This is a genomic window from Blastococcus sp. SYSU DS0669, from assembly GCF_054050895.1.
The window spans coordinates 22,149-46,151 of record NZ_JBJHAE010000015.1; the positions used below are offsets into that span (position 1 = coordinate 22,149).

Sequence of the window (24,003 nt, forward strand, 5' to 3'; positions counted from 1 at the left end):
GCCGGTGAGGTGAGTGCGATGAGCGAACGAGACCAGACCATGTCCCTGCCCGCGACCGGGCCCGACGGCTCCGGGGCCCCGACCGGTGGCGGCACGTCGGCCGGGGCGACGCCGACCGGGGCGCCGGTGCCGCCCCCGCCGGAGCCGACCCCGGTCCCCGCCGGGGAGGCGCCACCCGCCGGGCACGCCACTGCGCCGGTGGGCGTCCGCCCGGCCCCCCGGAAGCCGCGGCGCGGCCCCATGACCGTGATGGGCCCCTGGGCGCCCGTGGCCGGCGGCCTCATCGGGCTGCTCCTCGGCCTGGTCGCCGTCCTGCTGCTCGCCGGCTCGGCGGAGACCTTCGACGACCGGCTCTCGCTGACCTTCGCCGTCCTGGGGCTCGGCCTGCTGGGGGCCGCCGGAGTGCTGCTCGCCGACGAGGTGCGCATCGTGCGCCAGCGCTCGCGGGAGGCCGGTGTGCGCCCGCAGTGGGTGGAGGCGACGGCGGGGCTGGTGAACGGGCTGACCCCGGCCCGCCTGCTGCTGCTGGTCAGCGCCTTCGTGCTGTTCCTGTCGGCCTACGTCGCCCGCTGAGCTGAGCGGCCGGGCGCCGATCGTGGTCACCGCGCTGCCGTGACCACGATCGGCGCCCCGGTGGGCGCCGGGTGGGCCTTGCCCTCAGGGCTTGACGGCGAGGACCGGGCGGTCGGCGTCGAGGAGGATCCGCTGGGCGCTGCTGCCCATGAGCAGCTTGCCGACGGGGGAGCGCTTGCGGAGCCCGATGACGATGACCGAGGCGTCGACCTCCCGGGCCACCCGCAGCACCTCGTCGGCCACCTCGCCCTCGCGGGTCACCTGCCGGACCTCGACCGCGACGCCGGCCTTCTCGGCCTGGGCGGTGATGTCGCGGACGGTGTCCTCGTCGGCGACCTCCACGCTGACCGGGGCGCCCCCGCGCGAGGAGTTGAGCACGAGGAGCCCCTCGCCGCGGCGCGCCGCCTCGGCGATCCCGGCATCGAGAGCCGCGCGGGCCTCCGGGGTGGGGACGAATCCGACGAGGACGGTCATACGGGCTCCTTGGCGCGATGGTCGGAGGTCTCCGCCCGCCGGCGCCGGAGCAGCCGGGAGAGCAGGGGACCGATGACGACGAGGGCGAATACCGCCAGCAGTGTCCCCGAGATCGGCCGGGTGAGGAAACCGGTGGGGTCGCCCTCGAAGATCAGCAGCGACCGGCGCAGGTTGCTCTCCAGCAGCGACCCGAGCACGAAGGCCAGCACGAGCGGCCCCGGGTCGAAGCCCAGCTTCTTCATCAGGTAGCCCAGGGCGCCGAAGACGATGACCAGGCCGATGTCGAAGACGCTGTTGCGCACCGTGTAGACGCCGATCAGCGTGATCATCACCGTGATGGGCGCCAGCACCGTCGCGCGGACCCGCAGGATGCGGACGAACAGGCCCACCAGCGGGATGCTCATGATCAGCAGCAGGATGTTGCCGATGTACATCGAGTTGACGACGCCCCAGAACAGCTCGGGGTCGTCCTGGACCAGCCGCGGCCCGGGGGTGACCCCCTGGATCAGGAGCGCGCCGAAGATGACCGCCATCGTCGCGTTCGCCGGGATGCCCAGGGTGAGCAGCGGGATGAAGGACGACGTCGCCGCGGCGTTGTTGGCCGACTCCGGGGCGGCGACGCCCTCCACCGCGCCCTTGCCGAAGCGCTCGGGGGTCTTGGAGCGGCGCTTCTCCAGCGAGTAGGCGGCCAGGGACGAGAGCGTCGCCCCGCCGCCGGGGAGGATGCCCAGGAAGAACCCGAGCACCGAGCCGCGGCCGATGGCGCCGGAGGACTGGCGCAGGTCCTTGCGGGAGGGCCACACGTTGGCCACGGTGGAGGGCGCGCGCACCGCGTGGTGCCGCTCCTCGAGGGCGTACAGGATCTCGCCGAGCCCGAACAGGCCCATCGCGATCGGCACGAAGTCCAGCCCGTCGGCGAGGTTCAGGTTGTCGAACGTGAAGCGCTCCGCGCCGGTGAAGCTGTCCCGGCCGACGGTCGCCAGCAGCAGCCCGGCGGCGGCGGCGATCAGCGCCTTGATCCGGTCGCCGCTGCTGATGGTGGAGACCAGCAGGATGCCGAGCAGCGCGAGGGCGGTGTACTCGGGCGGGCCGAAGTCCAGGGCGAAGCCGGCGACGAGCGGCGCGACGAAGGACAGCGCCACGATCGAGATGGTGCCGCCGACGAACGAGCCGATGGCGGCGATGCCCAGCGCGGTCCCGGCCTTGCCCTGCTTGGCCAAGGCGTAGCCGTCGAAGACGGTCACCACGGTCGACGCCTCGCCGGGCAGGCGCAGGAGCACCGACGTGATCGTCCCGCCGTACTGGGCGCCGTAGAAGATGCCGGCCAGCATGATGATCGCCGTCACCGTGTCGATGCCGATGGTCAGCGGCAGGAGGATCGCGATCGTCGCCGCGGGCCCGAGCCCGGGGAGGACACCGACCAGCATGCCGATGACGACGCCGATGAGGCAGTACAGCAGGTTCGTGGGCTCGAGGACGACGGTGAAGCCGTCCAGCACCGGGGCCAGATCCACCGGGAACTCCCTAGAACAGGTGCGGGATCGGGACCGAGAGGGCCACGACGAAGATCAGGTAGAAGGCGACGACCACGGCCAGGCTCAGCACGACCGACAGCCGCCAGCTCTCGCGACCGAGGAAGCGCAGCCAGACGAACACCAGCGCGGTGGCCGGGATCTCGAAGCCGATGACGCCGATCGCCGCGACGAAGCCGACCATCGTGGCGATGCCGGCCACGACGAGCCAGCTGGCGCGGGTGAACTTCTCCGCGTCGGCCGTCCGGCGGGCCAGCGGCAGCAGCGCCAGGCCCAGGCCGGTCAGCACGACACCGATGAGGAAGGGCCAGGTGCCCCCGGCGGGGGCCGATGCGCTGCCGACGCCCTGGCCGAACGACCCGACCACCGTGGCGATGCCCAGGCACACCACGACGAGCGCGATGACCACGTTCGCCACCGGACCGGCCGGCTCCGGGCGCTCCTCGGCGGTGAGCTCCGCGGCGAGGTCGTCGGCGTCGGCGATCGTCGGGTCGTCGTGCAGCCGTTCGACGAGGTCCGCCGGGCCGGTCCCGGCGGCCGGGTGGCCGCCGGGACCGGTGGGGCGCTGCGCCCCGCCGGGGGCAGAGGTCACTGCTCTCCGCCGAGGTCGATGTCGTACTCCTCGACCACGCTGCGGTACTGCTCCAGGTTGTCCGTCCACCGCTGCTGCAGCTCCTCGCCGTCGATCTCGTTCGGCGTCAGCAGGTTGTTCTCGTTGAACTCCTGGTAGGAGTCGGTCTCGAACGCCGCCCGCGCTGCCTCGCGCAGCTGCTCGATGATCTCGTCCGGGGTGCCCTCCGGCGCCACCAGGGCGCGGGACTGCTGCACCGGGACGTCGTAGCCGGCCTCGATTGCGGTCGGGGTGTCCGGCAGGAAGGACGGGCGCTCCTCGGCGAAGGTCACGATCGGGGTCAGCTCGCCACCCTCGATCCGCTCGATCGCCTCGCCGAGCTGGATGGAGCCGACGTCGACCTGCCCGCCCAGGACGGCGGTGAGCGTCGGCGAACCGCCGTCGAACGGGACGGCGGTGGCCTCGATGCCGGCCTGGTTGAACAGCAGCTCCTGCGACAGCTGGCTGCCGGTGCCGACCCCGGTGGTGCCGAAGGTGACCGGCCGGCCGGCGGCGGCGAGGTCCTCGACGGTGCTGAAGCCCGAGCCCGCCGCGGTGACGAGCACGTAGTCGTCGAGCGAGATGCCCGTGACGACCTCGTAGTCGTTGACGTCGACGGCCTCGTCCTCGGGGACGGCCAGCGGGGTGATGTACCCCAGGCTGCCGTTGAAGATCATCAGCGTCTGGCCGTCGGGTGCCTCCCCGGCCAGCTGCTGGGCCGCGAGCGCGCCGTTGGCGCCGGGGCGGTTCTCCACGGTGACCGCGACGCCGAGCTCGTCGGACATGCCCTCGGCGACGGCCCGCCCGATCAGGTCGGTGCTGCCACCCGGGTCCTGGCCCACCAGGATCGTGATCGGACCGTCGGGGAAGGACTCCGCGTCAGCGGTCTCGCCGCCGCCGAGGTTGCCGCCGCAGGCGGTCAGGGCGAGGGCTGCAGCCACGCCGAGACCCGCCGCGGTCCGGCGGCGAACCCGGTTCATCTGGGTCATCTGTGTCTCCTCGTCGAGAGCCCGGTCGGAGGGTTCCGACGCTGTGAGGGCGGTCACTGGTGCGGCGACTGTATGGGCGGCTTTTCATGCCTGTCCAAAACCGATGCTGCATTGATTGATACCTTGCCGGTATGGCGTTCACCTTGGAGCAGCTCCGCGGTTTCGTCGCCGTCGCCGACGAGCTGCACTTCGGTCGCGCGGCGGCCAGGCTGAAGATGACCCAGCCGCCGCTGAGCCGGCAGATCCAGAAGCTGGAGCGGGCCGTGGGCGCCCAGCTGCTGGAGCGGGACAACCGCCGGGTCACCCTGACGGCCGCGGGCGAGGTCTTCCTGACCGAGGCGCGGCGGCTGCTGGCGCTGGCCGACACGGCGCCCGAGGTCGCCCGCCGCGTCTCCTCGGGCTCCAGCGGCATCGTGCGGATCGGCTTCACGGCCGCCTCCACCTACGGCATCCTCGGCGGGCTCCTCAACGACCTGGCGCGCGAGCTGCCCGACGTCGACGTCGACCTCGCCGAGATGGTGACCCGCGAGCAGGTCGCCGGGCTGCTGGACGAGGAGATCGACCTGGGGCTGGCCCGTCCGCCCTTCGACGCGGAGAGCTTCGGCTCCCGGCTGCTGCACCGCGAGCCGATGCTCGTGGCCGCCCGCACCGGTCACCGGCTGCTGGAGCTGGGGCGCCCGGTGACCGCCGCCGACATCGGCGCGGAGCCGGTGGTCATGCACTCGCCCACGCGGGCCCGGTACTTCTACGACCTCGTGGTCGGCGTCGTGCCGGTGGCCTCGGAGAACGCCGTGCACGTCGTGAGCCAGGTGCTGACGATGCTCTGGCTGGTCGCCGCCGGGCGCGGCATCGCCTTCGTGCCGGCGTCGGCGGCGCGGTTGTCGATCGACGGGGTGGGCTTCGTGCGGCTGGAGACGCCGGTGCCCGAGCCGGTGGAGCTGCACCTCCTCTGGGCGCGGCAGTCGAAGAACCCGGCGCTGCGCCGGGTCCTCGACGTCCTCACGCGGCACACGGTCCGGGGGTGACGGCGACCGTCGATGCACGGGAGGCATCGAGCGATGCGAAACCGCTCTTGGACATGCATCGTCATCCGTTCCTACCGTGACGTCGACCACCGCCGCACAGCGCTCCGAGCGCCGAGGGCGGACCCGTCGGACCCGAGGAACCACCCGTGACGCTGCTGCCCCCGGACGCTCTCGCTGACCGGTTGAAGTCCGGCCTGCTCTCCTTCCCGGTGACCCACTTCGACGCCGACCTGCAGTTCGACGAGGCGCGGTACCGCGCCCACCTGGCGTGGCAGGCGAGTTTCGACGTGGCCGGCCTGTTCGCGGCCGGAGGCACCGGCGAGGGGTTCTCGCTGACCTCCGAGGAGATGGACCGGGTGGTGCGCGTCGCGGTCGACGAGGTCGCCGGTGCGGTCCCGGTCATCGCCCCGGCCACCGGCGGGACGGCGGTGTCGGTGGCCCAGGCCCGCGCGGCGGAGGCCGCCGGCGCCTCCGGCCTGCTGCTCTTCCCGCCGTACCTGACCGAGGCCAGCCAGCGCGGGCTCGTCGAGCATATCAGCGCCGTCTGCCGGGCCACCGAGCTCGGGGTGATCGTCTACAGCCGGGCCAACGCCGTGCTCAGCGACGTCACCGTCGCCGAGGTGGCCGAGCGCAACCCCAACCTGATCGGGCTCAAGGACGGCATCGGCGACATCGAGCAGATGACCCGCACCTACGCCCGTGTGGGCGACCGGCTGATCTACGTCGGCGGGCTGCCCACGGCCGAGACCTTCGCCCTGCCGCTGCTGGAGCTGGGCGTGACCACGTACTCATCGGCGTTGTACAACTTCCTGCCCGAGTTCGCGCTGAAGTTCTACGCCGCCGTGCGCGCCCAGGACCGCGCCGCCGTCTACGCCATGCTGAACGACTTCGTGCTGCCCTACATCGACATCCGCGACCGCACGAAGGGCTACGCGGTCTCCATCGTCAAGGCCGGGCTGACCGCGGTCGGCCGGGACGGCGGCCGGGTCCGCCCGCCGCTCACCGACCTGACCGAGGCGGAGCTCGCCGAGCTGACGGCGCTCGTCTCCAAAGTCTCCTGAGACCACGGACGAGGCAGGAGGAGGACCGATGACCGATCGCACACCGACGGTGGCCGCCGTCGAGGTGGTCCCCGTCGCAGGGCACGACAGCATGCTGCTCAACCTCAGCGGCGCGCACGGCCCGTTCTTCACCCGCAACATCGCCATCGTCACCGACAGCGAGGGCCGGACGGGCGTCGGCGAGGTGCCCGGCGGTGCGGCGATCCAGCGCACCATCGAGGACGCCGCAGCCCTGCTGGTGGGGCAGCCGGTCGCGACCTACGGGCGCCTCCTCCGGGAGGTCGCGGCCACCTTCGCCGACCGCGACGCCGGTGGCCGGGGCCTGCAGACCTTCGACCTGCGGACGACGATCCACGCCGTCACCGCGCTGGAGTCGGCGCTCCTGGACCTGCTGGGCCAGCACCTCGGGGTGCCGGTCGCCGAGCTGCTGGGGGAGGGGCAGCAGCGCGACTCCGTCCCGATGCTCGGCTACCTCTTCTACGTCGGTGACCGCACCGCGACCGACCTGCCGTACCTGGCCGAGGTCGACCCGGCCGACGACTGGGCGAAGCTGCGGCGTGAGCCGGCGCTCACCCCCGAGGCGGTGGTGGCCCTGGCCGAGGCCGCGCAGGCCCGGTACGGGTTCGGAGACTTCAAGCTCAAGGGTGGCGTGCTCCCGGGGGAGGAGGAGGTCGCCGCGGTCCGCGCGCTGGCCGAGCGGTTCCCCGACGCCCGCATCACCCTCGACCCGAACGGCGGCTGGCTGCTCGCCGACGCCGTCCGGCTGTGCCGCGACCTGCACGGCGTGCTGGCCTACGCCGAGGACCCGTGCGGCGCCGAGGGCGGCTTCTCGGGTCGCGAGGTGATGGCCGAGTTCCGCCGCGCCACGGGGCTGCCCACGGCGACCAACATGATCGCCACGGACTGGCGGCAGATGGCGCACGCCGTGCGGACCAACGCCGTCGACATCCCGCTGGCCGACCCGCACTTCTGGACGATGCGCGGCTCGGTGCGGGTCGCGCAGCTCTGCAGCGACTTCGGGCTGACCTGGGGCTCCCACTCCAACAACCACTTCGACGTCTCGCTGGCGATGTTCACCCACGTCGGCGCCGCCGCGCCGGGGGAGATCACCGCGCTGGACACCCACTGGATCTGGCAGGACGGGCAGGGGCTCACCCGCGAGCCGCTGCAGATCCGCGACGGCGCCATCGAGGTGCCCACCGCCCCGGGTCTCGGCGTCGAGCTGGACCGCGAGGCGCTCGAGGCCGCGCACCAGCTGTACCTCGAGCACGGGCTCGGGGCCCGTGACGACGCCGTCGCCATGCAGTACCTCGTCCCCGGCTGGGCGTTCGACCCCAAGCGCCCCTGCCTCGTCCGCTGACCGCTCCGGAGGAACCCGTGACCAGCACCGTGCCCGTCCTGCGACCCAGCAGCGCACCGGCGGTCCTCGACCGCATCGAGTCGGTCGCGCTCTCCTCGGTCACGCTGCCGCTGGCGACGGCGATCAGCGACGCCAAGGTCTTCACCGGCCGGCAGCGCGCGATGACCGAGGTCGTCTTCCTCTTCGCGGAGATCCGCACCGAGGCCGGTCTCGAGGGGATCGGGTTCAGCTACTCCAAGCGCGCGGGCGGACCGGCCCAGTTCGCGCACGCCCGCGAGATCGCCCCCGACCTGATCGGGGAGGACCCCAGCGACATCGCCCGGCTCTGGACCAAGCTGGTCTGGGCGGGCGCCTCGGTGGGCCGCAGCGGCGCCTCCACGCAGGCGATCGCGGCGATCGACGTCGCGCTGTGGGACCTCAAGGCCAAGCGGGCCGGGTTGCCGCTGGCCAAGCTGCTGGGCGCCCACCGGGACTCGGTGCGCTGCTACAACACCTCCGGGGGCTTCCTGCACGAGTCGGTCGAGCAGGTCAAGGACAACGCCACCCGGACGCTGGAGAGCGGCGTCGGCGGGATCAAGATCAAGGTCGGGCTGCCGGACTCGGCGGAGGACCTGCGCCGGGTCCGCGCCGTCCGTGAGCACCTCGGCGACGGGGTGCCGTTCATGGTCGACGCCAACCAGCAGTGGGACCGGCCCACCGCGATGCGCGTGAGCCGGCGCCTCGAGGAGTTCGACCTCGTGTGGATCGAGGAGCCGCTGGACGCCTACGACGCCGAGGGGCACGCCCAGCTGGCCCGCTCGCTGGACACCGCGATCGCCACGGGGGAGATGCTCACCAGCGTCGCCGAGCACCGGGAGCTGATCCGGCAGGGGGCGGTCGACGTCCTGCAGCCCGACGCGCCGCGGATCGGGGGGATCACCCAGTTCCTCAAGCTGGCCGCCCTCGCCGACGACGCGAACCTGCAGATCGCCCCGCACTTCGCCATGGAGATCCACGCCCACCTCGCCGCGGCCTACCCGCACGAGCCGTGGGTCGAGCACTTCGACTGGCTGCACCCGCTGTTCCACGAGCGCCTGGAGATCCGCGACGGCCGGATGCACATCTCCGACCGCCCCGGGCTGGGCATCACGCTCACCGACCAGGCCCGCGCCTGGACCGTCGAGCGCGTCGTCGTCGACGCGCCCCGCTGACCTGCCCCTCAGGAGGAACCCATGCCCGCTGACGTCGTCAGCACCGACCCCCGCACCGGCGAGGCCGTCGAGGTGGTCGCGCAGGAGACCACCTCGGCCGAGGTGGACCGCCTCTGCGCGGCGGCGCTGGCCGCCGCGCCCGCGCTGGACGACCTCGGCCGGGCCGGCCGCGCCGCCCTGCTGCGCGACCTGGCCGGCGCGCTGGAGGCCCGGCGGGAGGACGTCGTCGCCGTCGCCGACCGCGAGACCGCCCTCGGGACGACCCGGCTGAACGGTGAGCTCACCCGGACCTGCTACCAGCTGCGGCTGTTCGCGGAGGTGCTGGAGGAGGGCAGCTACCTGGAGGCCGCCATCGACCACGCCGGCGACAGCCCGATGGGCCCGCGGCCGGACCTGCGACGGATGCTCGTCCCGATCGGCCCGGTCGCCGTCTTCGGCGCCAGCAACTTCCCGCTCGCCTTCTCCGTGCCCGGCGGCGACACCGCGTCGGCGCTGGCCGCGGGCTGCCCCGTGGTGGTCAAGGCGCACGGCTCCCACCCGGCGACGTCGCAGCTGGTGTTCGAGGTGCTGGCCGAGGCCGCGGCCGAGGCCGGTGCCCCCGACGGCACCCTCGGCATCGTGCACGGGCTGCAGGCCGGCGCCGACCTCGTCGCCCACCCCGCGATCCGCGCCGTCGGCTTCACCGGATCGGTCAACGGCGGGCGCGCGCTGCTGGAGATCATCGAGCGGCGTCCCGACCCCGTCCCCTTCTTCGGGGAGCTGTCCAGCCTCAACCCGCTGGTCGTCACCCCGCAGGCCGCCGGTGAGCGCGGCGAGACGATCGGCCGCGAGCTGGTCGGCTCCGTGACCCTGGGCGGTGGTCAGTTCTGCACCAAGCCGGGCCTGGCCTTCGTGCCCTCCGGCCCCGAGGGCGACCGCGTGGTCGGGGCGATGGCCGAGGCGGTGCGGGCCGCGGCCGCGCCCGTGCTGCTCAACGAGGGCATCGCCGCCTCCTACGGCCGCATCTCCGACGGCCTGGCGGCCGCACCGGGCGTCGAGGAGGTCGCCCGCGGGGAGCAGCCGTCGGGTGCGGGGTTCGCGGCGACCCCGCGGCTGCTCACCACGTCGGCGCGCGAGCTGCCGGCCGAGGTCACCGAGGAGTGCTTCGGCCCGGTCAGCGTGGTGGCCCGCTACGACGGCGAGGACGAGCTCTTCGCCGCGTTCGACGCCCTGCCGTCCTCGCTCACGGCCACGGTGCTGCGCGGCGAGGGCGAGACCGACCTGCCGCTGGCGGTGTCCCAGCAGTTGCGCACCCGGGCCGGCCGCATCGTCTACGACGCCTACCCGACCGGGGTCGCCGTCTCCTGGGCGCAGCACCACGGTGGGCCGTGGCCGTCGACGAACTCGCAGCACACCTCGGTGGGGACCTCGGCGATCCGCCGCTTCCTGCGCCCGGTGACGTGGCAGGGGGCCCCGGCGGAGGTCCTGCCCGAGGAGCTGACCGACGGCTACGACCGCATCCCGCGACGGGTCGACGGGACGCTGCAGCTGCCCCGTGGCTGAACGGGTCGCGCTGGTCTCCTCCGAGCGGGGGCTGCGGGTGGACCCGGACCTGCCGCTCGCCGCCGCGGCGTTGGCGGACGCCGGGTACCAGGTGGACCTCCTCCGCTGGGACGACGCCGACGCGGACTGGGGCGGCGCCGACCTCGCCGTCGTCCGGTCGTGCTGGGACTACGCCTGGCGTCGGGAGGAGTTCCTGCGCTGGGCGGCCACGGTGCCCCGGCTCCGCAACGACGCCGCCCTGCTGCGCTGGAACACCGACAAGGTGTACCTGCGCGACCTGGAGGCGGCCGGGGTGCCCGTCGTGCCGACGGTGTGGGACCCGGCCGGTCCCGGTGACCTGCCCGAGGCGCGCGAGTGGGTGGTCAAGCCGTCGGTCTCCGCGGGGTCCCGCGACACCGCCCGGTGGGGCGACCGGTCGGCGGCGCTGGCGCACGCCGCCGAGCTGACCGCGGCCGGGCGCACGGCGATGCTCCAGCCCTACCTCCCCAGCGTGGACGAGCGGGGCGAGACGGCGATGCTGTTCCTCGGCGGCCGGTTCTCCCACGCCGTGCGCAAGGGCGCCCTGCTGAAGCCCGGCGAGGGCGTCCGGCAGGACCGGGACAGCCGCGGCGACCTCCGGCCGGTGACGCCCACGGCCGCCCAGCGGTCGGTGGCGCAGTCGGTGTCCGACGCGATCGGCGACCTGGTGCCCGGCGCGGCGACGCCGCTCTACGCCCGGATCGACCTGGTCGCCGACGACGCGGGGAGGCCGGTGCTCCTGGAGCTGGAGCTCACCGAGCCGAGCCTCTTCCTGCCCCAGGCGCCGGAGGCCGCCGCGACCCTCGCGCGCGCGGTGGAGGCGGAACTCAGCCGGTGAGCGGGGTGCTGGGCGGCTTCGCGGCCCTGGCCGCGGTGATCGCCGTGGGCTGGGCGGTGGGGCGGTACGGCGTCCTCGGTGCGGACGCGCCCGGCATCCTCTCCCGGCTGTCGTTCTTCGTCGCCACGCCGGCGTTGCTCTTCCTCACCCTGGGCCGCGCCGACACCGCCACGGTGGCCTCGCTGGCGTTGGTCGCCACCGCTGGCAGCGCCGTCGTGATCGCGTTGCTGTACGCCGGCCTGGCGTGGTGGCGGTGGCGCCTCGCTCCGGCGCACCTCGCCACCGGTGCACTGTCCTCGTCCTACGTCAACGCCGGGAACCTGGGGATCCCCGTGGCGGTGTACGTCGTGGGCAACGCCTCCTACGTGGCTCCGGTCCTGCTCTTCCAGGTGCTGGTCATGGCGCCCGTGGGGCTCGCCGTGCTGGCCGGCTCACGGGCCGGCAGGGAGCAGGCTCCGACGTGGCGGCAGTTGGTCCTCGCGCCGCTGAGGACCCCGGTCGTCATCGGGTGCGCGCTCGGCCTGCTGCTGGCGGCCAGCGGGCTGGACCTGCCCGGGGTGGTCCTCGAGCCGGTCGAGCTCATCGCGGCGCTGGCGGTGCCGGCCGCGCTGCTGGCCTACGGGATGACCCTGCACGGTGCGCCCCGGCCGGCGGCCGGGGCGCTGGCGGGACAGGTGTGGCTGGCCGTCGTCCTGAAGAACCTGGTGATGCCCGCCGTCGCGTACGCGCTCGGCCGCTGGGTCGCCGGGCTCGACGGCACCGCCCTGCTCGCGGTCACCGTCACCTCCGCGCTGCCCACCGCGCAGAACGTCTTCGTCTACGCCGCCTCCTACGACCGGGGCACGGTGCTGGCGCGGGACGTCATCCTGCTCAGCACCGTGCTGTCGGTCCCCGTCCTCGTCGGCATCGCGGTGCTGCTGGCATGAAAGGAGTTCCCGTGGAGACCGAGGAGTTCGACGCCGTGCTCATCGGTGGCGGCGTCATGAGTGCGACGCTGGCCACGCTGCTCGGCGAGCTGGAGCCGGGGTGGCGGATCGCCGTGGTCGAGCGGTTGGACGACGCGGGGCTGGAGAGCTCGAGCGCCTGGAACAACGCCGGCACGGGCCATGCCGGGCTCTGCGAGTTCAACTACACCCCCCGTCGGGCCGACGGGTCGGTCGACGTCTCCCGCGCCGTGGAGATCGGCGAGCAGTTCGCCGCCTCCCTGGTGCTGTGGGCGCACCTGGTGTCGAGCGGCCGGATCGGTCCGGCGAAGGATTTCGTCCGCCCGGTGCCGCACCTGGGCTTCGGCCGGGGGGCGGACGGCGTCGCGCACCTGCGCGGCCGGTGGCAGGCGTTGCGCGACCACCCGCTGTTCGCCGGGACGCTGTTCAGCGACGACCCCGCCGTGCTCGCCCGCTGGCTGCCGCTGGTGTTCGCCGACCGGCCCGACGACGGGCCCGTCGCCCTCACGCGCTCGTCGCAGGGCACCGACGTCGACTTCGGCGTGCTGACCCGGCAACTCCTCGCCGCGGCACGGTCGCGGGGGGCGTCGGTGCGGCTGGGGACCGAGGTGACCGCGCTGGAGCGGACGGGCGGCACATGGTCGGTGGGCGTGCGGGAGACGGCCACCCGGGCGGAGAGCCGGCTCCGGGCGCCCTACGTCTTCGTCGGCGCCGGCGGCGGGACGCTGCCGCTGCTGCAGCGGGCGCGGGTCCCGGAGGTGCGCCGCTACGGCGCCTTCCCGATCAGCGGGCTGTTCCTGCGCACCGCGCGCCCGGACCTGGTGACCGCCCACCGGGCCAAGGTCTACGGGCACGCCGCTCCGGGGGCGCCGACCATCTCCGTTCCGCACCTGGACCACCGCACGGTGGACGGCGCCGAGCACCTGCTCTTCGGCCCGTTCGCGGCGTTCTCCCCGCGATTCCTCCGGACCGGGCGGCGCACGGACCTGCTCCGCTCCGTCCGGCCGGGCAACCTCCCGGTGCTCGCCGCGTCGGCCCGGGACAACCGGTCGCTCATGGCCTACCTGGTCCGGCAGCTCGCCCAGACCCCCCGTGCCCGGCTCGACGCCCTGCGGGTGTTCGTCCCCTCCGCCGAGGCCGGGGACTGGGAGCTGGTCCCGGCCGGGCAGCGGGTGCAGGTGCTGAAGATGTCCGGCGGGCGCGGCGCCGTGGTCGGTTTCGGCACCGAGGTCGTCACCTCGGCCGGGGGATCGCTCGCCGCCCTGCTCGGGGCGTCCCCGGGGGCCTCGACGGCGGCCGCGACGATGGTCGACGTGCTGGCGGCGAGCTTCCCGGGCCGCATGGCGCAGTGGGCCCCGCGGCTGCAGGAGATCGCCCCGGCCGGCCCGGGCCGCCCGCATCCGGCGGAGCTGCACGCACGGGCGTCCGCCGCCCGCCGGGTCCTCGGCCTCGACCCGGCCACCGACCAGCCGGGGGAGGCCCCCGCATGACCGCCTCCGCGCTCCTCGAACGGCTCCGCGCGGCGGTGGGGGACGCCGGGCTGGTCACCGATCCGGGACAGCTGGCCGGGTACCTCGGCGACTGGCGCGGCGCGTACTCGGGCCGCGCGGCGGCCGTGGTCCGGCCGGCGAGCACCGAGGAGGTGGCCGCGGTCGTGCGGGTCTGCGCGGCGGAGGGCGCGGCCGTCGTCCCCCAGGGCGGCAACACCGGGCTGTGCGGGGGAGCCGTGCCCGACGCGTCCGGCCGTCAGGTGGTGGTCTCGCTGGACCGCCTGCGTCGCGTGCGCGCCGTCGACCCGGTCGACCAGACGATCACCGTGGAGGCCGGCGTGGTGCTGCAGGCGGTGCAGGAGGCGGCCGCCGCCGTGGGCTGCCTCTTCCCGCTCTCCCTGGGCTCGGAGGGAAGCTGCACCATCGGCGGCAACCTGTCCACGAACGCCGGGGGCACCGCGGTGCTGCGGTACGGGACGATGCGCGACCTCACGCTCGGGCTGGAGGTGGTCCTGCCCGACGGCCGGGTCTGGAACGGTCTGCGCGGGCTGCGCAAGGACAACACCGGCTACGACCTCAAGCAGGTGTTCATCGGGGCCGAGGGCACGCTCGGCCTGGTGACGGCGGCGGTGCTGAAGCTCTTCCCGGCCGTCCGCAGCCGGGCGACGGCGTGGGTGGCCGTGGGGTCGGTCCGGGCGGCCGTGGACCTGTTCGGCATCGTGCGCGCCCTGTGCGGCGACCGGCTCACCGGCTTCGAGATCATGTCCCGCCAGAGCGTGGAGTTCGTGCTGCGGCACGGCCCGGGCGCGCGCGACCTCTTCGGGGCCGTCCACCCCTGGTACGTGCTCGTGGAGCTCGGCGACACGCTGCCCGACGCCGGCCTGGACGGGTTGCTCGAGTCCGCCCTCGGTGGGGCGTTCGAGCGGGACGTCGCGGAGGACGCGGTCGTGGCCTCCGGTTCGGCGCAGGCCGCCGCGCTGTGGGGGCTGCGCGAGGGGATCTCCGAGGCCCAGAACTTCGAGGGCCCGAGCCTCAAGCACGACGTGACGGTCCCGGTGAGCAGCATCCCGGCGTTCGTCGAGCGGACCGACCGGGCGCTGCGCGCCGCGGTGCCGGGGATCCGGATCGTCACCTACGGGCACGTCGGCGACGGCAACCTGCACTACAACCTGAGCAAGCCGGTGGACGCCGACGACGACGCCTTCCGGCGGCGGGCCGACGAGCTCGCCCGCGTCGTCTACGACTCGACGAGCGCCTTCGGCGGCAGCATCAGCGCCGAGCACGGGCTGGGGCAGTCCAAGCGCGACGTCATCGCCGACTACAAGGACGCCCTCGAGCTGGACCTGATGCGGGGCATCAAGCAGCTGCTCGACCCCGGCGGCCTGATGAACCCCGGCAAGGTGCTGCCCGGCTGACCGGACGTGCTGCTCGTCGGGGGCCCGGGGCCTGACGAGGCCCAGCGCGCCGTCCTGCACGGCTCCGGGCTCACCTGGCTCCCGCCCGAGCAGGCCCTGGATCCCGGAGCCGTCGCCGAGGCCGTGGCCGCGCGCGTGGACGCCCTCCACGTCGACCTCGACGTGCACGACCCTCCGTCGCCCCGGCGAACACCTACGCCGCGGGCGGATCGAGCCCAGCTCACGCTCGACGGCTACGGCTACGGCTACGGCTACGGCTACGGCTACGGCTACGGCTACCGGTGCCTGCGGGCGGTGACCGAGGACGGCCGCCGGTCGCTGTAGCGGCGCAGCAGCGGCCCGGCGTCGTGCTCCACCACCCGCGGGGCGGTGGGGCCGAGGACCGCCACGGTGCCGACGAAGCCGGCTGGCGAGGCGAGCGCCGCGAGCGAAGGTGCCGGCACGTCCCCGTCCGCCGCACCCCAGCGCAGCACCCGCGGAGGTGACGCGGGGGAGGAGACGACGATGTCCTCCAGCGGTGACGAGAGCCCGGCGCCGGTCGCCTTGACCGCGGCCTCCTTGCGGGTCCAGTAGGCCGTGAACACCTCGGCGCGGGTCCCGGCCCGATGCCGGGCGAGCACCGCCCGCTCCTCCGGCGCGAGGACGAACCGGGCCACATCGGCCAGGTCGGCCTCCGCCCACGGGCCGACCTGCTCGACGTCCACCCCGACGGGGGCGTCCCGGCTCACCGCGACGACCGCCCGGTCCCCGGCGTGGGACACCGACACGTGCAGACCCGTGCCGCCGAGCAGGCGCGGCTTGCCGTGCTGGGCTCCGCACGCGCGGCAGGTGCGGTCGACCCGGAGCGACCCGGGCGACCGGCCGGCGAGCCCGCCCAGCACCAGGCGGGCGACCGCCCACGCCGCCGTCGTCCGCTGCCGGTCCGCGGGACGGTGCAACCGCGCGCGCCGGGCGACGTCGTCGTCGTCCAGCAGCTCGTCGTGCTCGGGGCGGACCTCGCCGGCGCGGACCCACCACACCTGGCAGCTCCCCGGTGCCAGCGGGGGCAGCGCGCCGAGGGCCGGCCGGACGGCGGTCCGTGCCGCCGCTGCGCTCACCCGTGCCTCTTCAGCTCGGTGAAGAAGTCGTCCACGACCCGCAGGTCGCCGCTGTCCCGCACGGCGTCGTGGACGAACCGGCCGACCGCCAGGTCGAGCACGCCGAGGCCGAACGGCGAGAAGACGACGGTCCGGTCGGGGGGCACCGCGATCCGCTCCTCGAGGACGTCGGCCAGCGTCCCGAGGAGGAAGTCCCTGCTGCCGGTCAGCTGCTCGGTCAGGTGCGGGGAGGTCTGCGCCTTCAGGCAGTGCTCGACGTCGTCGACGACGTTGGTGGCCTCGAGCAGCACCGCGGGGGCGAGGTCGCGCAGGGACACGTGGAGCACCACCGGTGCGTGCCCGAACCACGCCGGGTCGTGCACGTACGGAGCGCCCGCGACGGTGGCGAACACGAGCAGGTCGCTGTCCCGGACGACCGACTCGAGGTCGTCGTGGACGGTGACGTGGCCGGGTGAGCCGGAGCGCTCCAGGTAGCCGCGGAACCCCTCAGCGCTGCCCCGGTCCAGGTCGTGGACCCCAATCTCCTCGAAGGCCCACCCCGTGGCGGCCAGGTAGGTGTGCACGTAGCGGGCGATCAGCCCGGCGCCGACGAACCCGGCGCGCAGGGGCCGCGGCCGGCCCCGGCTGAGCCGCTCGGCGGCCGCCGCGGCCGAGGCCGCGGTGCGCGCCGCGCTGATGATGGAGGACTCCATGCAGGCGTACGGGTAGCCGGTGGCCGGGTCGTTGAGGATCAGCACCGCGGAGGCCCGGGGCAGCCCCGAGGCCACGTTCCCGGGGAAGCTGGAGATCCACTTCAGGCCGTCGACGGGCGCGTCGCCCCCGAGGGACGCGGGCAGGGCGATGATCCGTGACGTCGGCCGGTCCGGGAAACGCAGGAAGTACGACGGCGGGTTCACGGTGGCACCGTCCCCGTGCAGCCGGTAGGTCTCCTCGACCAGCGCGACCACCTCCCGCTCCCTGCCGCGCAGCACGGAGGCGACCTGGGCGCCGGGCACGATCGCGAAGGGCGGCGGCGCGGCCGGCCCCGGTCCCGGCAGCTCGGCCGACGACGGCAGGGGCGACGGCGCGCTGCGGACGTCGGTCATCGCGCACCGCCCTCGGTGGTGCCGGCGGCGTCGACGCGGACCGGGTCGGTCAGCGCGACGACCACCTCCCGCGGGCCGGTGAAGGGTTCACGGCCGTGCGCCGTGCGCACGTTGTCGACCAGCAGCAGGTCACCCGCCTGCCACGGTTCCCGGCGCGTGTGCGAGTCGTAGACCTCGTTGATCGCGGCCACCTCGTCCGGCCCCACCGGGCTGCCGTCCCCGAACCGGGTGGTGAACGGCAGGCCGTCGGGACCGTACTCGTCGACGAGGAAGTCGCGCACCTCCGGCAGCAGCGTCCACTCGCTGAGGAAGGCCATCTGGTTGAACCAGCAGCGCCGGCCGCCGACCGGGTGGGTCACGACGGCGGGACGGTGCTGCCGCGTGCGCAGCGTGCCGTCGGGGCGCCAGTCGGCCTCGATCCCGGCCGACCGGCAGTAGGCGTCCACCCCGGCCGGGTCGTCGGTGCCGAACGCGTCGGCCCAGGACGCGCCGATCTCCTCGTTGTACGTGCGCTCGAGCACCCAGCCGTACCGCTCGGCGCGCGCCCGCAGATCCGGCGGCAGGTCGGCCAGCACGGCAGCGGCGTCCGCCACGGCGGTGGCGCCGCCGGTCTCCGGCGCGGTCAGGCAGCCGAAGAGCAGCAGGCCGGGAGGAGCGGAGGTGTAGCTCAGCTCGTGGTGCATGCACATCGGCTGGTTCGCCGGCCACGGCGTCGACGGGTACGCGCCCTCGGCGTCCGCCTCGCGCGCGGCGAAGGCCTCGCGCTCGGTCATCGGCCCGGAGCCGAGCCGGCCGGCCAGCAGGGCGACGTCCGCCGCCGTCCGGATCCTCAGCCCGCGGACCAGCAGGACGCCGTGCTCGGCCACCAGCGCCCGGACGGTGTCACGGTTCTGGCTGCCCCACCGCGCCGGCTCGTCGGGCGGGACGCGGAGGACCGGCAGTGCCCCCGGCCCGGGCCGCAGGTCGGGGGACACCGTGGGGATCGCGGACATGGCGGACTTCCTTCCGGAGAGAGGGGTCAGCGCGCGGGGTCGGCGGGGACCCGGGGGGCGGAGGCAGCGACCGACGCCGCGCGTTCGTCCAGCAGGGCGGCGAGGTCGGCGAGGACGGGGGTGCGGGCGATGTCGCCCAGCGACACGGCCCGGTCGAGAGCGGCGGCGAGACGGACGACGGACAGCGACGTGCCGCCGGCCTCGACGAACGAGGTCTCCCTGCCGATGCGCTCGACGGGCACGCCGAGCACGGTCGACCACAGGGCGGCCAGGCGCTGCTCCGTCGGGCCGGCCGGCGCCGAGGCATGCGCCGCCGAGCGCAGGTCCGCGGCGAGCGCCGTGAGGGCCTTCCGGTCCACCTTGCCGTTGCCCGTGAGCGGCAGCTCGGGGCGGCGGCAGAAGACCGTCGGCACCATGTAGGCCGGGAGGGTGGCCGCGAGCAGGTCGGCGAACTCCTGGTCGGCGCCGGCGGGCGCATCGCCGGTCCAGCAGGCGACCAGCCGGGCGCCGCGCCCGCTCCCGGTGACCACCACGGCGGCGTCCCGGACACCGGGCAGCCGCAGCAGCGCGTTCTCGACCTCCCCGAGCTCGATGCGGAACCCGGCCACCTTGACCTGGTGGTCCTGCCTGCCCAGGTACTCGAGCTTGCCGTCGGGCCGCCAGCGGCCCTGGTCGCCGCTGCGGTACAGCCGGTGCCCGGGTCGGAGCGGGTCGGCCAGGAAGGCCCGGGCGGTCCGCTCCGGGTCGTTGACGTACCCGCGGCCGACGCAGACCCCCGAGAACGCGATCTCCCCGGGCGCGCCGAGCGGGACGGGCCGCAAGCGGTCGTCCAGCACGTAGACGGTCACGTTCTGGACCGGCCGGCCCAGGGGCACTCGGTCGCCGTCCGGGGGGCGGTGCAGGACCTCGTGGTTGGTGTCGTCGGACGTCTCGGTCAATCCGTAGGCGTTCACCAGCGGCACGGTGGGCAGCACGTCGAACCAGCGCTGCACGAGCTCGGGCTTGACCGCCTCGCCGGTCACCGAGACCACCCGCAGGTCCGGCAGGTCCCGCGGGTGCTGCTGCAGGTGCGCCAGCACGACCTCCAGGTAGGACGGCACGATCTGCAGCACGCTGATCCGGCGCTCGACGAGGGTGTCGACGAAGCGGCCGACGTCGAGGACGACGTCCTGCGGGACGAGCACGGTGCGGCCGCCGACCAGCCAGGCCCCGAGCAGCTGCCAGAGGGAGATGTCGAAGCACTGCGGCGCGGTCTGCGCCACGACGCTGTGCTCGTCGAGGCCCAGGTCGGAGATCTTCGCGAGCAGGTGGTTGAGCATGCCCGCGTGCTCGCACATCGCGCCCTTGGGTTCCCCGGTCGAGCCGGAGGTGAAGTAGAGGTAGGCCAGCCCGGTCGCCGGCACGGCCACCGGCCGGGCGACGACGGGATCGCCGGAGCAGACGGCCCCCAGGTCGAGGGTGCGGACGGCGGGCAGGTCGGCGAGGGCCGTGTCGAGCGAGCCGCGGCTGCCGTCCTCGGTCAGCACCAGCCGCACCCCGGCGCGGCCGAGAGCGGAGGCGATCCGGGCCGGGGGGAAGTGCGGCTCGAGGGGCAGGTACGCCCCGCCCGCCTGGAGCACGCCGAGCACCGCCGCGGCCCACTCCATCGAGCGCTCGGTGACGACCGCGACCACGTCCTCGTCCGCGAGCCCGGCGTCGAGCAGTGCGGCCGTGACCTGGTCGGCGCGGGCGGCGAGCTCGACGTAGGTCCAGCGTGCGTCCCCGCGTTCGAGGGCGACCGCGTCCGGCCGCTCGGCCACCTGCCTGCGGACCAGCTCGTGCGGTCGCTCCTCGGGGAGCGGCCGGCGGGGGCCGGCGAGGCCGTGCACCTGGTGGTCGAGCTCGGCGCCGGACAGCAGCGTCGCCGCACCGGGATCGGCGTCCGGGTCGACGGTCAGCGCGGTCAGCGCCGCGCGGTGGTAACCGGCGATGCGGTGGGCAGCGGAGGCGTCCAGCACCTCCGTGCGGTGGCGCAGCCGCAGGAGGAGCCGGTCGTCCCCGGCCTCGAGCTCCAGCCGGATGACCGCTCCCGGGGACGGGGGCCCGGGCCGCCCGGCCGGGTCGAACTCCGCCTCGCTGATCGGCCCGGGGGTGCCCAGCTCCGCGCGGAGGTCGTCCACGGGGTGTCCGGCGGCGGCCCGGAGGGCCAGCTCGCGGGCGCTCACCTCGGCCACGAGAGCGCGCCACGACGGCGCGGCGGCCGGGAGCAGGCACGGCAGCGGGCGGGCCCCCGGCGCGGTCACGTACGACGTGACCACCTGCGCCTCGCCCGACAGGGCGGCGAGGACGCGGGCGTGCGCGGCGAGCACCAGTGTGCTCAACGGCACGGCGAGCTCGGTCGCCAGCTCCCGGAGCCGGGCCGTCGTGGGCCCGTCGACCTCGAGGTCGACGTCGGTGACGCCGGCGGAGGTCGGGGTCGCCCAGCGCGGCAGGCTCGTCGTGCCGCCGGCCAGCAGCACGTCACGCCAGTAGCGTCCGGCCGCGTCCTGCGGGGTACGTGCGGCCGGGTCCTGCGGGGTACGTGCGGCCGGGTCCTGCGGGGTACGTGCGGCCGGGTCCTGCGGGGTACGTGCGGCCGGGTCCTGCCGGTCGCTCCGCGCCGGTTCGTGCAGGGTGGTCATCGGGACCTCCGGAATCGACTGCCTGGGGATGCGCGGTGCCGACCGCGGCCGACGGTCGCCGCCGTGAGGGCCGGGACCAGTCCGGCCACCGCGACACCGCCCGCGACGGCGCCCGCGCGGTGCCCGGCGGGTCCCGTCGCGGGAGGACGGCCGCCGGCGGCCGGGCGGGTGGTGGGCTCGGCGGGGATCACGATCACCGGCCCGCGGGAGTCCGAGGAGGCCGAGGAACCACGGGACGCCCCCGGCGGCGCGGCCTGCGCGCGGTGCGCAACGCCGTCCCCGGGCGCGGCGACCGGCGGGTCGAGGACCTGGACCGCCGGGTTGCCGCTCCAGATCGCTCCTGCGGGCACCTCCTCGCCCTTCATCAGGAACGCGTCCGCGGCCAGCGCGGAGCCCTCGCCCATGGTGACGCCGTAGTGCACCCATGCGCCGACGCCGACCGTGCAGCCGGCCCCCAGCGTGATGGCACCGGACTTGAAGGCGCTGTCCTCCTGCGAGTGGCCCTGGACGGTGGCGCCGGCGTTGAGCGTGCAGCCGTCGCCGAGCGTCACCAGGGACCGCTCGGGCATCCCGCAGCCGTCGTCGAAGAGCCGCCGGGCGCCCCGGACACCGAGCAGGCGCCAGATCAGGCCCTTGAGCGGGGTGCCGTTGAAGATCTCGGGGTGCGCGTGCATCTTCCAGAACCGCTCGTGCCACCAGAAGTACGGGTCGTAGATGGACACGGTGCGCGGGCGCAGGGGGCGGAAGCGGGTCGCGAGGCGCTCGAGGAACACCCCCCAGGCGGTGGTGAGCAGCAGGGCCAGCAGGGTGGATGCCACGAACACGGCGGAGCCGAGGTGCGGGTAGTACGCGGCGGCGACCAGCGTGGCGGTGAGGATCAGGAACAGGTTGGACCAGCGGGCGAGCAGGAACAGCAGGATGGTCCGCAGGTTGTAGCGGTTCTTCCGCCGGAGCAGGGCCGGCAGCTGGTCCTGTGGCGGGAGCAGGGCGAGGTCTCGGTCCACCGAGCGCGGGATCTCGAACGCGGGGGAGCCGAGCAGCCCCACGTCCTGCCGCACCGGGCCGTCGACCGGCACGAGCACCTTGGTCGCCAGCAGGCAGTTGTCGCCGATCCGGGCGCCGGACGGGTAGGTGATGGCGTTGCCGAGGAAGCTGTGCGCGCCGATCCGCGCCGGCGCCAGCGTGAACGACGTGCTCGAGAAGTCGGCGTTGACGATCGACAGCCCGTCGGCGGCCATCGTGCCGGTGCCGATCCGCACGAGGTAGGGCGTCTCGTGCTTCACGCCGGTGCCGAAGTTCGATCCCGTCTGGAGCACCGGTGTCATCCGGTACCCGATCGCGCGCAGGTAGCCGACGATGTAGGAGCTGTCGCCGAGCAGCCCGGTCAGGAACTTCGAGTTGGTCGTGCGCGCGATCGTGCGCTGCAGGGAGTAGTGCAGGCCGTACAGGGGATAGACCCGGCCCGACCGCAGGGGCAGCGCCAGCAGGCGCGGAACGGTCACGACGAACAGCGCCGACCCGAGCGCACCGCCGGTGAAGACGATGGCGGAGACCAGCAGGCAGCCCAGCCAGAAGCCGGCGTCCGCCGGGGTTCCCGGCGTGAGGTCGACGTCGAGCACCGGCAGGTCGGCGATGGCGGCGTCGAGCACCCCCACGGCGAGCGGCATGGTGACCAGTGCCGCGGTGACCAGCTGCCCGAGCCCGTACGTGAACCGTCTGGCGGAGCCGCTCCGGCGCGGCTCGGCCGATCGGTAGGAGGAGTCCGTCCGCGTGGCGGGGGACCCGTGCCAGGTCTGGCCGGGGGGCACCGACTGGCCTTCGTGCAGCGACGACCGGTGGGCCAGCGTGGCGCCGTCCCCGAGCGACGTGCCGATGTCGAGCACCGCGCCCTCGCCGACGTAGGCGTCCCGGCCGATCGTCACCGGTCCGGTCTCGACGACCCCGTCGACCACGCGGTAGCAGGAGAGGAAGGTGTCCTTGCGGACCACCGCGCCCTCGCCGAGCGTCAGCAGATCCGTGCAGACGGGTATGGCCCGGGTCAGGACGAGGGTGCCGCGCCCGACGCGGGCACCGAGCGCGCGGAGGTACAGCGAGTACAGGGGTGACCCGGCGAGCAGCCGGGTCACCGGACTCGTCCGCAGCAGCGTCTTGACCACCCAGAACCGCAGGTAGGGCAGGCTCCACACCCGGAAGTGCTCGGACCGCCACCGGCCGACGAGGATCCACTTGGCCGCCACCGGGAACAGGGCCGCACCGGCGAACGTGGCCGCACCCACCACCACCGCGCGCCGGTAGAAGTCGAACAGGTCCCCGCTGTCCACCACCCACTCGAAGCCGCGCAGGGCCAGGGCGGTGGTCGCATAGGTCCACGCCAGGAACGTCAGTGCCTGGAGGACTCCGCACAGCACGTAGCGAGGGCGCCCGCGGGCCGGGGCGGGCGCCGCCGGCGGCGCACCGCTCGCTCCGTTCCCCGACCGCGGGTCCGCCGCCGCCGCGCGGGCGGGCCGGGTCTGCTCCGGCTCGGCCGTCGCCGGGATCCTCACCAACGTCGACGCCAGCCCGGTGAGCGTCGGGTGCTGGTACACGGCCTTGATCGACACCGTCGGCAGGCCGGGCTGCTTGCGGACGCGGGCGCAGAACTGCGCCATGACCATCGAGTCCGCGCCCAGGTCGTCGAAGAAGTGGGCCTCCGGGTCGACCCGTTCGCGGCCGAGCACGTCGGCCAGCACCGAGCCCAGCTGCTCGACCACCGACGGGGTCGCGGCAGGGATCCCCGGACCGCCGACGGCCGTGGCGAGGCCCCGGACGGTGGGGTGCCGGTAGACGTCCTTGATGGAGACCCGCGGCAGATCGGGATCCTTGCGGACCCGGGCGCAGAACTGCGCCATCACCATCGAGTCCGCGCCCAGGTCGTCGAAGAAGTGCGACTCCGGCGTCACGTCCGCGCCGTGCAGGCAGTCGCTGAGGAGACCGCAGAACGCGGCCTCGACACCGGTGACCGCGAGATCGCCGCCGCGCGGGGGGAGCGCACCGACGGGGGCGGCTGCGAGGGCCTCCGCCGTCACGGGGCCGCCGCCGTCGGTGTCCGGCCGGCCGGCCGTGGCCCGG

Annotated in this window: 20 protein-coding genes; 11 read left to right on the forward strand and 9 right to left on the reverse strand. The window is 74.6% G+C overall.

From position 1 onward, the window contains the following. The first annotated feature begins 18 nt into the window (after positions 1 to 18). Entirely contained in the window at positions 19 to 573 is a 555-nt protein-coding gene (locus ACI792_RS14830; RefSeq protein ID WP_456603258.1) for a hypothetical protein, read from the forward strand. An 84-nt stretch (positions 574 to 657) separates the two neighbouring features. Here the strand turns inward: ACI792_RS14830 and ACI792_RS14835 are convergent, their stop codons facing one another. Genes ACI792_RS14835 through ACI792_RS14850 form a run of 4 tightly spaced genes read right to left on the reverse strand, consistent with a single transcriptional unit; the run spans position 658 to position 4,178 of the window. Further along, a complete protein-coding gene (locus ACI792_RS14835; RefSeq protein ID WP_456603259.1) occupies positions 658 to 1,047 on the reverse strand; it encodes a universal stress protein in 390 nt (129 codons plus the stop codon). After that, the gene (locus tag ACI792_RS14840; protein ID WP_456603260.1) at positions 1,044 to 2,561 is read right to left on the reverse strand and encodes a tripartite tricarboxylate transporter permease; all 1,518 of its coding nucleotides are present in this window, start codon (positions 2,559 to 2,561) and stop codon (positions 1,044 to 1,046) included. Before ACI792_RS14840 ends, ACI792_RS14835 begins: the two co-directional genes overlap by 4 nt. Before the next feature lie 10 nt (positions 2,562 to 2,571). Continuing rightward, the gene (locus ACI792_RS14845) at positions 2,572 to 3,171 is read right to left on the reverse strand and encodes a tripartite tricarboxylate transporter TctB family protein (protein WP_456603261.1); all 600 of its coding nucleotides are present in this window, start codon (positions 3,169 to 3,171) and stop codon (positions 2,572 to 2,574) included. Continuing rightward, positions 3,168 to 4,178 carry a tripartite tricarboxylate transporter substrate binding protein gene (locus ACI792_RS14850; protein WP_456582339.1) on the reverse strand — a complete coding sequence of 337 codons (1,011 nt, stop codon included), beginning with the start codon at positions 4,176 to 4,178 and terminating at the stop codon, positions 3,168 to 3,170. The genes ACI792_RS14845 and ACI792_RS14850 overlap by 4 nt, the downstream gene beginning before the upstream one ends. Positions 4,179 to 4,309: 131 nt before the next feature. On the opposite strand from ACI792_RS14850, the gene ACI792_RS14855 reads away from it, so the two are divergent. The 10 genes from ACI792_RS14855 (at position 4,310) to ACI792_RS14900 (ending at position 15,385) form a co-directional block, all read left to right on the forward strand. Next, positions 4,310 to 5,203 (forward strand): LysR substrate-binding domain-containing protein, encoded by an 894-nt coding sequence (locus tag ACI792_RS14855; protein WP_456603262.1) that lies wholly within the window; start codon positions 4,310 to 4,312, stop codon positions 5,201 to 5,203. A gap of 146 nt (positions 5,204 to 5,349) precedes the next feature. Further along, the gene (gene kdgD, locus ACI792_RS14860) at positions 5,350 to 6,264 is read left to right on the forward strand and encodes a 5-dehydro-4-deoxyglucarate dehydratase (RefSeq protein ID WP_456603263.1); all 915 of its coding nucleotides are present in this window, start codon (positions 5,350 to 5,352) and stop codon (positions 6,262 to 6,264) included. 28 nt (positions 6,265 to 6,292) lie between these two features. Continuing rightward, a complete protein-coding gene (locus ACI792_RS14865) occupies positions 6,293 to 7,624 on the forward strand; it encodes an enolase C-terminal domain-like protein (RefSeq protein ID WP_456603264.1) in 1,332 nt (443 codons plus the stop codon). A gap of 17 nt (positions 7,625 to 7,641) precedes the next feature. Beyond that, complete coding sequence (locus ACI792_RS14870; protein WP_456603265.1) at positions 7,642 to 8,814, forward strand: L-talarate/galactarate dehydratase; 1,173 nt, start codon at positions 7,642 to 7,644, stop codon at positions 8,812 to 8,814. A gap of 21 nt (positions 8,815 to 8,835) precedes the next feature. After that, positions 8,836 to 10,356 (forward strand): aldehyde dehydrogenase (NADP(+)), encoded by a 1,521-nt coding sequence (locus ACI792_RS14875; protein WP_456603266.1) that lies wholly within the window; start codon positions 8,836 to 8,838, stop codon positions 10,354 to 10,356. Then, positions 10,349 to 11,212 (forward strand): ATP-grasp domain-containing protein, encoded by an 864-nt coding sequence (locus ACI792_RS14880; protein WP_456582333.1) that lies wholly within the window; start codon positions 10,349 to 10,351, stop codon positions 11,210 to 11,212. Before ACI792_RS14875 ends, ACI792_RS14880 begins: the two co-directional genes overlap by 8 nt. Beyond that, entirely contained in the window at positions 11,209 to 12,138 is a 930-nt protein-coding gene (locus ACI792_RS14885; RefSeq protein WP_456582332.1) for an AEC family transporter, read from the forward strand. Before ACI792_RS14880 ends, ACI792_RS14885 begins: the two co-directional genes overlap by 4 nt. Positions 12,139 to 12,149: 11 nt before the next feature. After that, entirely contained in the window at positions 12,150 to 13,646 is a 1,497-nt protein-coding gene (gene mqo / locus ACI792_RS14890) for a malate dehydrogenase (quinone) (RefSeq protein ID WP_456603267.1), read from the forward strand. Then, positions 13,643 to 15,061 carry an FAD-binding oxidoreductase gene (locus ACI792_RS14895; protein WP_456603268.1) on the forward strand — a complete coding sequence of 473 codons (1,419 nt, stop codon included), beginning with the start codon at positions 13,643 to 13,645 and terminating at the stop codon, positions 15,059 to 15,061. The genes mqo and ACI792_RS14895 overlap by 4 nt, the downstream gene beginning before the upstream one ends. Before the next feature lie 6 nt (positions 15,062 to 15,067). Next, positions 15,068 to 15,385: a hypothetical protein gene (locus ACI792_RS14900; protein ID WP_456603269.1), complete on the forward strand. Its 318-nt coding sequence runs from the start codon at positions 15,068 to 15,070 to the stop codon at positions 15,383 to 15,385. Here the strand turns inward: ACI792_RS14900 and ACI792_RS14905 are convergent. From ACI792_RS14905 to ACI792_RS14925, 5 genes are read right to left on the reverse strand one after another with little or no spacing between them, the layout of a single operon-like run. Next, on the reverse strand, positions 15,337 to 16,158 hold the full coding sequence (locus ACI792_RS14905) for a 4'-phosphopantetheinyl transferase family protein (RefSeq protein WP_456603270.1): 822 nt from the start codon (positions 16,156 to 16,158) through the stop codon (positions 15,337 to 15,339). The two genes, ACI792_RS14900 and ACI792_RS14905, sit on opposite strands and share 49 nt — an antisense overlap. Next, positions 16,155 to 17,243 (reverse strand): 2,3-diaminopropionate biosynthesis protein SbnB, encoded by a 1,089-nt coding sequence (sbnB, locus tag ACI792_RS14910; protein ID WP_456603271.1) that lies wholly within the window; start codon positions 17,241 to 17,243, stop codon positions 16,155 to 16,157. Before sbnB ends, ACI792_RS14905 begins: the two co-directional genes overlap by 4 nt. Then, the gene (locus tag ACI792_RS14915; RefSeq protein WP_456603272.1) at positions 17,240 to 18,235 is read right to left on the reverse strand and encodes a TauD/TfdA family dioxygenase; all 996 of its coding nucleotides are present in this window, start codon (positions 18,233 to 18,235) and stop codon (positions 17,240 to 17,242) included. The genes sbnB and ACI792_RS14915 overlap by 4 nt, the downstream gene beginning before the upstream one ends. 26 nt (positions 18,236 to 18,261) lie before the next feature. After that, the gene (locus ACI792_RS14920) at positions 18,262 to 20,895 is read right to left on the reverse strand and encodes an amino acid adenylation domain-containing protein (RefSeq protein ID WP_456603273.1); all 2,634 of its coding nucleotides are present in this window, start codon (positions 20,893 to 20,895) and stop codon (positions 18,262 to 18,264) included. Next, positions 20,892 to 23,960 (reverse strand): Pls/PosA family non-ribosomal peptide synthetase, encoded by a 3,069-nt coding sequence (locus tag ACI792_RS14925; RefSeq protein ID WP_456603274.1) that lies wholly within the window; start codon positions 23,958 to 23,960, stop codon positions 20,892 to 20,894. The genes ACI792_RS14920 and ACI792_RS14925 overlap by 4 nt, the downstream gene beginning before the upstream one ends. Between the last annotated feature and the right edge of the window lie 43 nt (positions 23,961 to 24,003).